This is a genomic window from Clostridium sp., assembly GCF_051650885.1.
Classification (GTDB): Bacteria; Bacillota; Clostridia; order Clostridiales; family Clostridiaceae; genus Clostridium.
Genome location: NZ_JBOFRG010000007.1, coordinates 1 through 1,336 on the forward strand (window position 1 = coordinate 1; position 1,336 = coordinate 1,336).

A 1,336-nucleotide genomic window follows, 5' to 3' on the forward strand; every position below is an offset into this window, starting at 1 on the left:
AGTAATATTTCTATAGTACCAGGTTCTTTAACTGTAAATGGAGTTTCTAATAGTGGAGATATTCAAAGTGGTATTAATATTGGAAATTTAGCTATTGGTTCAACAGCGATTTTAACTTATCAAGTTAAAATAAATGGAACGCCAACACCAAATCCAATTCCTAATACAGCAGGAGCAGGTTATATTTATACAAGACCAGGTGGAAGTCCTACACCAGGAACATCTACTTCAAATCAAGTAAATACAAATGTTCAAGGAAGTAGTGGTGGTGGAGATGCATCTATTATAAAGGCCGTAGATAAAGCTACTGCAAATATCGGAGACGAGATAACTTATACTTCAACAATCCAAAATACAGGAACATTACCACTTACAAATGTTACATTTACAGATGCTCTTGAAGCTAATGGAATAACATTTGTTCCAGGTTCTGTAACAGTAAATGGAGTAAGTAATACTGGAAATCCGAGTAGTGGAATAAATATAGGAAGTTTAGCGGTTGGAGCAAGTGCTATTGTTGTATTTAGAGTAAAAATAAATAGTACACCAATACCAAATCCAATTCCAAATAAAAGTAATGTCCAATACACTTATACCCCATCTGGTGGTTCCCCTGTAACTAATAATAAAGATTCAAATAATGTTACAACACAAGTTAATAATCCATCAGGAAATCCGAATACCACTATTGTAAAATCAGTAGATAAAACAACTGCTAATATTGGTGATACTTTAAATTATGGAATAACTGTAACAAATACAGGAAATTTAGATCTTACAAATCTAATTGTGACAGATACACTTCAAGCTAGTAATATTTCATTCGTACCAGGAAGCCTTACTGTAAATGGTTCACCGAATGCTGGAAATATTCAAAACGGTGTAAATGTAGGAAACTTAGCTATTGGGCAATCTGTACTGTTAACTTATAGGGTAACGGTAAACGCAGTGCCAGTGCCAAATCCAATTCCTAATACTGCAATAGATAATTACACTTATACAAATCCAAGTGGTGGTCAGGGGCAAGGAAGTAATACTTCAAATCAAGTTCAAACAATTGTAAATACCCCTGGTGGAGTAGGAAATGCTACTGTAACTAAAACAACTGATAAAACAACGGCTGTTGTAGGAGATATAATAACTTATACGCTTGATGTTTTAAACGATGGAACATTACCTTTAGACAATGTTATTGTTAAGGATATTCTTCAAGCTAGTAATGTTTCATTTGTACCAGGAAGTCTGACTGTAAATGGAATTTCAAATGGAGGTAATGTACAAACTGGAGTTAATGTAGGAAGCTTAGCTGTTGGTCAAAGAACTGTCCTTGTATTTA

General features: G+C 34.0%; 1 protein-coding gene. It reads left to right on the forward strand.

Annotated features, from left to right (window positions below):
• Window positions 1–1,336: DUF7507 domain-containing protein (locus ACRC28_RS00095; protein WP_438541425.1), on the forward strand; the 1,336-nt coding region annotated here is incomplete at both ends.